General features: G+C 73.2%; 8 protein-coding genes. All 8 read left to right on the plus strand.

Translation table 11 applies throughout. The annotated features are described in order from the left end of the window. A partial coding sequence (locus tag DLJ47_RS31075) for an LCP family protein (protein WP_109905375.1) occupies positions 1–1078 on the plus strand: 1078 nt, incomplete at its 5' end. Between the two features lie 247 nt (positions 1079–1325). After that, positions 1326–2531 (plus strand): LCP family protein, encoded by a 1206-nt coding sequence (locus DLJ47_RS31080; RefSeq protein ID WP_109905377.1) that lies wholly within the window; start codon positions 1326–1328, stop codon positions 2529–2531. 296 nt (positions 2532–2827) lie between these two features. Then, entirely contained in the window at positions 2828–3706 is an 879-nt protein-coding gene (locus DLJ47_RS31085) for an LCP family protein (protein ID WP_109905379.1), read from the plus strand. A 58-nt stretch (positions 3707–3764) separates the two neighbouring features. Further along, entirely contained in the window at positions 3765–4100 is a 336-nt protein-coding gene (locus DLJ47_RS31090; RefSeq protein WP_109905381.1) for a rhodanese-like domain-containing protein, read from the plus strand. A 9-nt stretch (positions 4101–4109) separates the two neighbouring features. Continuing rightward, on the plus strand, positions 4110–4931 hold the full coding sequence (locus tag DLJ47_RS31095) for a glycerophosphodiester phosphodiesterase (protein WP_109905383.1): 822 nt from the start codon (positions 4110–4112) through the stop codon (positions 4929–4931). 85 nt (positions 4932–5016) lie between these two features. Further along, entirely contained in the window at positions 5017–6474 is a 1458-nt protein-coding gene (locus DLJ47_RS31100; protein WP_109905385.1) for a sensor histidine kinase, read from the plus strand. Positions 6475–6538: 64 nt separating this feature from the next. Further along, entirely contained in the window at positions 6539–6955 is a 417-nt protein-coding gene (locus DLJ47_RS31105; protein ID WP_233258116.1) for an ATP-binding protein, read from the plus strand. A gap of 61 nt (positions 6956–7016) precedes the next feature. Further along, positions 7017–7901, plus strand: a complete 885-nt coding sequence (locus tag DLJ47_RS31110) for a DUF5926 family protein (RefSeq protein WP_109905389.1) — start codon at positions 7017–7019, stop codon at positions 7899–7901. Positions 7902–7913 lie beyond the last annotated feature (12 nt).

Consider the following 7913-nt stretch of genomic DNA (forward strand, 5'->3'; position numbering starts at 1 on the left):
GATCCGGCCCCAGCGCGGGCGCGGACCCCGCCGCTCCGGCGGCCGGCCCGGCCGGCCGGAGCGGCGGGGTCCGCGCCCGCGCTGGGGCCGGATCGCCATGGTCGCCGGGGTGGCCGTGCTGGTGCTCGCGCTGCTCGGTGGTCTGGGCGCCTGGTTCTACGCCCGCAACCTGAACAACGACCTGGCCCGCACCGACCCGTTCTCGGAGATCACCGGCGGCCGGCCGGCCAAGCCGGTCGAGGGGGCGCTGAACATCCTGCTGGTCGGCAGCGACTCGCGGGACCCGGACGCCCCGGTCGACCAGAGCAGCAAATGGCGGGCGGACACGATCATCGTGATGCACATCCCCGCCGACCACAAGCAGGCCTACCTGGTCTCCATCCCGCGCGACCTGTACGTGCCGATCCCGGAGAGCGCCGGCGCCGAATGCGGCTCCGGCCAGCGCGGGAAGATCAACGCGGCGTTCGCGTTCGGCGGTCTGCCGCTCGCGGTACGCACCGTGGAGTGCTTCACCGACGTCCGGCTGGACCACGTGATGGCGATCGACTTCGCCGGCTTCAAGCAGGTCACCGACGCGCTCGGCGGGGTCGACCTGAAGGTGGAGCGGACCATCACCTCGATCCACAAGCCGTACCGGACGTTCACCAAGGGTGTGAACCACATGAACGGCGCCGAGGCGCTGGACTGGATCCGGCAGCGCAAGCAGTTCCCGGACGGCGACTTCGCCCGGATGCGGCACCAGCAGGAGTTCCTCCGCGCGCTGATGGACAAGGCGGCGAGCACCGGCACGCTGACCAACCCCAAGAAGCTGCACGACTTCCTCCAGTCGGTGACCGACGCGGTCACCGTCGACCAGGGCTTCTCGTTGATGGACATGGCGGTGCAGTTCCGTAACCTGCGCGGCGAGAACCTTACCTTCGTCACCAGCCCGCACGTGGGCAGCCAGACGATCAACGGGGAGTCGGTGGTGGTGTCCGACCGGGAGAAGGCCCTCGCCATGTACCGGGCGATGGCCGGCGACACGATGGCCGACTGGGTGAAGGCCAACCAGAAGCCGGCCGCGGGCGACGGCGGCTGAGCCGTCACGGACCGGCCGGCCGGGCGCCCCGGCACCGGGTCGGACGTCGACGGTCGTCGACATCGGTCGGTGGTGGGATCCCGGCTGCCGGACGGCCAACCGCCGACCGGTCGCCTTGATCTGTCCGTTCGGTCAGATCGCCTGGATGGCCGGCAGGGCAACGGAAATTGGCCGTGAGACGAACTCGCCAGGACGGGAAACCGTACGTACAGTAGTCCCGCCCCTTTTCCCGCGAGCTGGAGCACGCATGCCGGTTCAGACCAGCCGACGCCCCTCGTCGCTGGAGCCACCCCGCGCGTCCGTCCGGGTGTCCTCCACCGTTCCGGTACAGCCCGGCAAGGGCGGCGGCCCGGCGAAGAGGCGGAAGCGCCGCAAGGATCCGCTCTGGGCCCGGCTCACCGTCGTCTTCGGCGCGGTGCTGATGATGACCAGCGGTGTCGCCATCGTCGGCAGCAAGGCCCTGATCAGCCAGGCCACCGGCAACATCGCCCAGCGCAACCTGCTCGGCGACGCCGGCAAGACCGACGCCGAGGGCGGCGCGAACCTGGACGGCCCGATCGACATGCTGCTGCTCGGCGTGGACGCCCGGGAGCGCTGGGCCGCCGACGACGTGCGCGCGGACAGCATCATCGTGCTGCACATCCCGGCGACCCACGACCAGGCGTACCTGATCTCGATCCCGCGGGACACCGAGGCGCAGATCCCGGCCTTCAAGAAGAGCGGCTACGGCGGCGGGGTCGACAAGATCAACGCAGCGTTCCAGGCCGGCGCCCGCAACGGCGGCGGCTGGGAGGGCGGCGCCCAGTTGATGGCACAGACCATCAAGAAGATGACCGGGATCAGCTTCGACGGCGCCGCGATCATCAACTTCGGCGGCTTCAAGAACGTGATCGAGGCCCTCGGCTCGGTGCGCATCTGCGTCAAGCAGGAGGTCGAGTCGATCCACATGTCGTACGTCGACGGCAAGCCGATGTGGAACGCGGACGCCAAGAAGACCGGCAAGCCGAGGACCCCGGTGGTGCACAAGAAGGGCTGCCGGGAGATGGAGGGCTGGGAGGCGCTGGACTACTCCCGGCAGCGCAAGACCCTCAAGAACGGCGACTACGACCGGCAGGCGAACCAGCAGCAGCTGATCAAGGCGATGGCCCGCAAGGCCAGCGACAACGGCACGCTGACCAACCCGGTCAAGCTGAACCAGCTGATCCAGGCGGCCGGCAAGGCCTTCATCCTGGACACCGGCGGGGTGCCGGTCGCCGACTTCGTCTTCACCATGCGCGGGGTCACCGCCAACGAGTTGACCATGTTGAAGACCAACGGCGGCACCTTCCACGGCGACGGCGCGGGCAAGGAGACCCTCAGTGAGGAGACCCTGGCCATGTTCCGGGCGGTCAAGGAGGACAAGCTGGCCGAGTTCGTCTTCGCCAACCCCGGGGTGATCTCCAACCGCAAGTAGCGTGGCGGGCCCCCGGCGACCGCGGGGTCGCACGGCTGGACGAATCTCGGCAGATCGGACCTGACCGGCGCCGTCCCGCCCGTAGCCTGACGTGAGCAGGGTTCACGTACCGGCTGCGGGGAGGGGGCGCCACGTCCAGGTCGGGGCGGGACGGCCGTGAGCGGATCCGGGCGGGCACCGGGGACGCGCCGGCGCGCTGGTCCCGCGCCCTGCTCGGTGCCGGCCTGGCGCTGGTACTGCTGGCCGGGCTCGCCGTCCTCGGCCTCCGCGCCCTCACCGACCGGTACGACCGCACCGTGCTGCGGGAGCAACTGCTCGACCCGCGCGCCCGGCGGGACCGGACCGACCTCGACGGGCCACTCAACTACCTGCTGATCGGCTCCGACGCCCGCCCCGGCGACAGCGGCCCGGACCACCGCACCGACACCATCCTCATCGTGCACGTGCCGGCCGGGCTCCGCGAGGCCTACCTGGTCTCGGTCCCGCGTGACCTGCTGGTGGCCATCCCGGCCAGCGCGAACGGCTTCGGCGGCGGGCAGGACAAGATCAACGCTGCGTTCGAGCACGGCGGGGGCGGCGAGGGTGGCGCCCGCCTGCTCTCCGTCACGCTGGCCCGGCTGACCGGGATCCGGTTCGACGGCGCGGCGCTGATCGACTTCTCCGGCTTCCGGAAGGTGATCGACCTGCTCGGCGGGGTCCGGATGTGCGTACGGACCGAGGTTCGCTCGATCCACACCGACCGGGTCTTCCGCCCCGGCTGCCAGCGGATGGACGGGGCACAGGCGCTGGACTACGTGCGCCAGCGCTACGGCCTGCCCGGCGGCGACTACGACCGGCAGACCCACCAGCAGCAACTGCTCCGGGCGATGCTGGAACGCGCCGCCGAGAATCGGCTGCGCACCAATCCGGTCAAACTCGACCAGGTGATCCGGGCGGTGGGCGGTTCGCTGACCGTGGACACCAACGGCGTTCCGGTGGAGGATCTGCTCCTCGCGCTGCGCGACCTGCCCAGCGACGCGCTGCGCGGGGTGCACGTGCCGTCCTACCCGCAGACCATCGACCAGGTCTCGTACGTGGTGCTGGACGACGATGCCAACGGGCTCTTCGAGGCGGTCCGGGACGCCGGCGTGGCCGACTGGGCCACGGCCAACCCCCGCTGGGTGACCCGGTTGTGACCGGATCGGCGGCCGCGACTGCGGCGGTTGGCCGGACCAGGATCTAGGCTTGGTACCCGTGTTCGGACCCCAGGTACCCACCGTGACCGTGCCCGAGATCGCCGACGACACCTACCTGCTCGATGTCCGCGAGGACGACGAGTGGGCCGCCGGCCACGCCCCCGGCGCCCATCACCTGCCGATGATGGAGCTGCCCACCCGGCTCGCCGAGGTGCCCACCGACCGCGACGTGGCGGTCATCTGCCGGTCCGGCGGCCGCTCCGCCCAGGTCGTCGCTTACCTGATGCGCAACGGCTGGGACCAGGTGCGCAACGTCGCGGGCGGGATGGGTGAGTGGGCCGCCGCCGGCCGCCCGGTGATCGACGCGAACGGGCAGCCGGGGTGGGTCCGCTAGGCGGACGGCATGGCCGAACCCCTGGTCTTCGCGCACCGCGGCGCGTCGTACGACCTGCCGGAGCACACCCTCGCCGCCTACCTGCGCGCCCTCGATGAGGGCGCGGACGGGCTGGAGTGCGACGTCCGGCTGACCCGGGACGGGCACCTGGTCTGCGTGCACGACCGGCGACTGGATCGGACCAGCAACGGTCGCGGCCTGGTCAGCGCGCGCACCCTCGCCGAACTCGAGGCGCTGGACTTCGGCTCGTGGCACCCGGGTTGCGTACCGGCCGACGGGGACGAGGTGCTCGACGAGTCGCACACCCGGCTGCTCACCCTGGAGCGGCTGCTCGACGCCGTCCTGGCCGCCGGCCGGCCGGTCCGGCTGCTGGTGGAGACCAAGCACCCCTCCCGGTACGGCGGCGACGTCGAGCGCCGGCTGGTCACCCTGCTGCGCCGGTACGGGCTCGCCGAGCCGAAACCGGACGATCCGGTACGGGTGACCGTGATGTCGTTCTCCCCGCTGGCGGTACGCCGGATGCGGGAACTCGCCCCGGCGCTGCCCACCGTGCTGCTGCTGGAGGTGCTGCCGCGCTGGCTGCGGCTGGGCCGGCTGCCGTTCGGCAGCCGGATCGCCGGCCCCGGGATCGGCCTGGTGCGGGCCCGCCCGCAACTGGTCCCAGCGCTGCGCGCGGCCGGCAACCAGGTCTACGTCTGGACCGTCAACGAGCCGGCGGACCTGGACCTGGTGCTCTCCGCCGAGGTGGACGGGATCATCACCGACCGGCCGGCGCACACCCTCGCCCGGCTCGGTCGCCGACCACCACCGACCGCCGACCTCGGCCGGTGACCATCGGGTGCGGTCCGCCCGCCGGGCGCGACGGTCGGTCCGGCCGGGGGTGTCCGAAAGCCGGACGGCGCGGCACACTCGGGGCATGCCGGAGCGCACCGACTACGCGGCCCTGATCGCCGGCCACCGGGTGGTCATCGAGATGATCAACTCTGGCGACGCCGGGCTGCCGGTCCTCACCCAGCTGCTCCGGGTCGCCCAACCCGCGCTCGGCGCGGCGGCCATGGCGTTCGTGGAGTTCGGGCCGGCCGGCGGCCGGGTGATCGCCGCGACCGGGGCCGCCGAGTGGACGGTGGGCCGGCCGTTGCCGGCCACCGACCCGACCACGGTCTGCCTGCTCTCCGGCCCACGGGTGCAGCAGGTCCGCACGGACCAGCTCACCGGCCAGCTCACCGGCGAACTGGTCGCCCGGGGCCTGCACCGGATGGTGGTCGCCCGGGCCGAGATCGGCGGGCTCACCGTGGGCAGCCTGCACGCCCTCTACCCGGGGGGCGACGAGGACCCGGGCGCCGAGCAGCACGCCGTGGTCGCCTACCTCGCCTCCTGCATCGCGCACATGTACGGCGACCAGAGCGGGCTGCCGGTGCACGGTGACGGGCCGGTGGTGGCCGCACTCGCGGACGGGCTGGCGGTGGTCGACCGGGAGGGGCACGTCCGGCTCTGGAACCCCGCCGCGGCCCAGGTGACCGGCCGGGCGGCCGACCAGGCCCTCAACCAGCCGCTGCCGTTCCCGCTGCCGCCGTCCGGCCAGGTGCTCGACCACCGGCTGCCGGACGGCCGGTGGCTGCGGATCACCTCGGGTGAGCTGGCCGGGCCGGCCGCCCTGCGGGTGGTCAGCTTCCGGGACATCACCGACCAGCAGCGCCGGCACCACGACCGGGACCTGTTCGTCGCGGTCACCAGCCACGAGCTGCGCACCCCGGTCACCGTGATCAAGGGGTACGCGGACACCCTCACCGACCACTGGGAGTCGCTCACCGACGCCGACCGGCGGCAGGCCGCCCGGGTGATCGGCCAGCGCGCCAACGAGCTGGCCCGACTGGTGGACCGGCTGCTCTCCTCCGCCGCCGAGCCCGGTCCGGGCGACGACCCGCCGGCCCCCTTCGACCTCGGCGACGCGCTCCGGGCCGCGGTCACCGACCTGCCGGCCGAGCTGCGCCACCGGCTCGTCCTCGACCTGCCGGCCGACCTGCCCAAGGCGCTCGGCTACCGGCCCAGCCTGGCCACGGTACTCACCGAACTGGCCACCAACGCGGGCAAGTACAGCCCGCCCGGGTCGCCGATCGAGGTCACCGCCGGCGCGGACGGGCAGACCGTCTCGTTCCGGGTCGGCGACCGGGGCATCGGCATCCGGCCGGAGCACGTGGAGCGGGCGTTCGACCGGTTCTGGCAGGGCGAGTCCGGCGACCGACGGCGCTTCCCGGGCGCGGGGTTGGGTCTCTATCTCGTCCGCCGGATCGTTGAACAGCAGGATGGCTGGGTATTCCTCCGACCGAGGGCCGGTGGCGGTACGGTCGCTGAGGTGCGGCTGCCCCGCGGGTGACCGGCGGCGGCGAGGTGAGAAGGGGCGACGCGTGTCGACGGGAGCGGGCGAACGGGCGTGGTGCGTGGTGGTGCCGCACCACGCCAGCGGGGCGCGGCTGGCCCGGCGGCGGCTCGCCGAGGAACTGACCCAGGTGGTACCCGCCACCCTGCTGGCGGATCTGGTCGCGGTCCTGGCCGAACTGGTCGGCAACGCGGTCCGGCACGCCGACCCGCTGCCTGGCGGGGTGGTCCGGGTGGCCTGGCGGCTGCGGACGTCGGACGAGGGTCAGCGGATCACGCTGCGGGTGACCGATGGCGGCGCGACCGAGGGGCCGCGGATCCGGTCGGCCGACCCGGACGCGGCCGACGGCCGGGGCCTGCACATCGTCTCCGGCCTGGCCAGCCGCTGGGGCGTGGACCGCGACGGGCTGGGGCAGAGCGTCTGGGCCGAGTTCGAGCCGATCGGCGCGGCCCGGTCGGACCTGGTCGCGGCCGGCTGATCGGGCACCGGAGGCGGGTCCTGCCCACGCCGTCCGGTCGCGGGCTCTAGGCTGTCTCGCCGTGAGCAAGCGTCGAAAGAGCCAGCGGGCCGCCGAAGCCACCCCGAAGCGGGAGAAGGTGCGCGACGTCTTCGTGCCCCGCCCCTTCGAGGGGTTGACCGACGAGCCGGAGTGGATCGCCCTGCGCGAGCTGGTGCCGGCCGCCTCCGCCCCGCTGCGGCTCGTCACCGAGCTGGTCGAGGAGTTCGGCGAGCGGCCGGTCACGCTGGCCACCGTGCTGCCGATGGCGGCTCCGGCGATGACGAAGCCCGACGGGCGGGTCTTCATCGGCCTCCAGCGCCACCAGCAGTCCGGTGACGTCTCCCGCGACCTGGCCGAGGCGCTGCTCTGTGCGCTGCGTACCGAGCCGGGTGGCCAGGTCGCGGTGCCGCCGCTGCCCGGCCCCGGCCCCCGGCTCCAGGACGTCCTGGTCGACGGTCCGCTGGAGATCACCATGCACGACGGGTTCGAGTTCTGGCTCGACCCGGGCGCCGGCGAGGACCCGACCGTGCAGGCGTCCCTGGAGCGGGCCAACGCCGCCGTCTACCCGACCGTGCGGCTGACCGCCGCCCGGGCCGCGTACTGGTGCCAGGTGCCGGAGAAGGCACACGTGCGCTGGGTGCTCCCGGACGACGAGGACGCCGCGCTCGACGCGCTGGCCCGGCTCGGCGCCGCCGGCACGCTGACCCTCGGCGAGGACACCAGGTTCGCCGGCATGTTCCGCGCGCACGGGCGGCTGGTGCCGGTCTGGGACCTGCCGGAGGAGACGCCGGCCGGCGAGTGGGAGGACCCGGTCGCCCAGTTCGCCAAGCGGTACGCCGAGGCGCTCGCCGACACCACCCCGCTGGACGCCGCCGGTCGCCGGTCCCGCCAGGGCCTGCTCGGCCGCCAACTCACCCTCCGCTGACCCGCCCACCAC

The sequence above is a fragment of the Micromonospora sp. S4605 genome, from assembly GCF_003176715.1.
GTDB classification, from domain to species: domain Bacteria; phylum Actinomycetota; class Actinomycetes; order Mycobacteriales; family Micromonosporaceae; genus Micromonospora; species Micromonospora echinaurantiaca.

Excerpts from the sequence above, each read along its gene's own strand:
- DLJ47_RS31080 (WP_109905377.1), top strand. The coding sequence starts at position 1,326 with ATGCCGGTTCAGACCAGCCGACGCCCCTCGTCGCTGGAGCCACCCCGC.
- DLJ47_RS31095 (WP_109905383.1), top strand. The coding sequence starts at position 4,110 with ATGGCCGAACCCCTGGTCTTCGCGCACCGCGGCGCGTCGTACGACCTG.
- DLJ47_RS31100 (WP_109905385.1), top strand. The coding sequence starts at position 5,017 with ATGCCGGAGCGCACCGACTACGCGGCCCTGATCGCCGGCCACCGGGTG.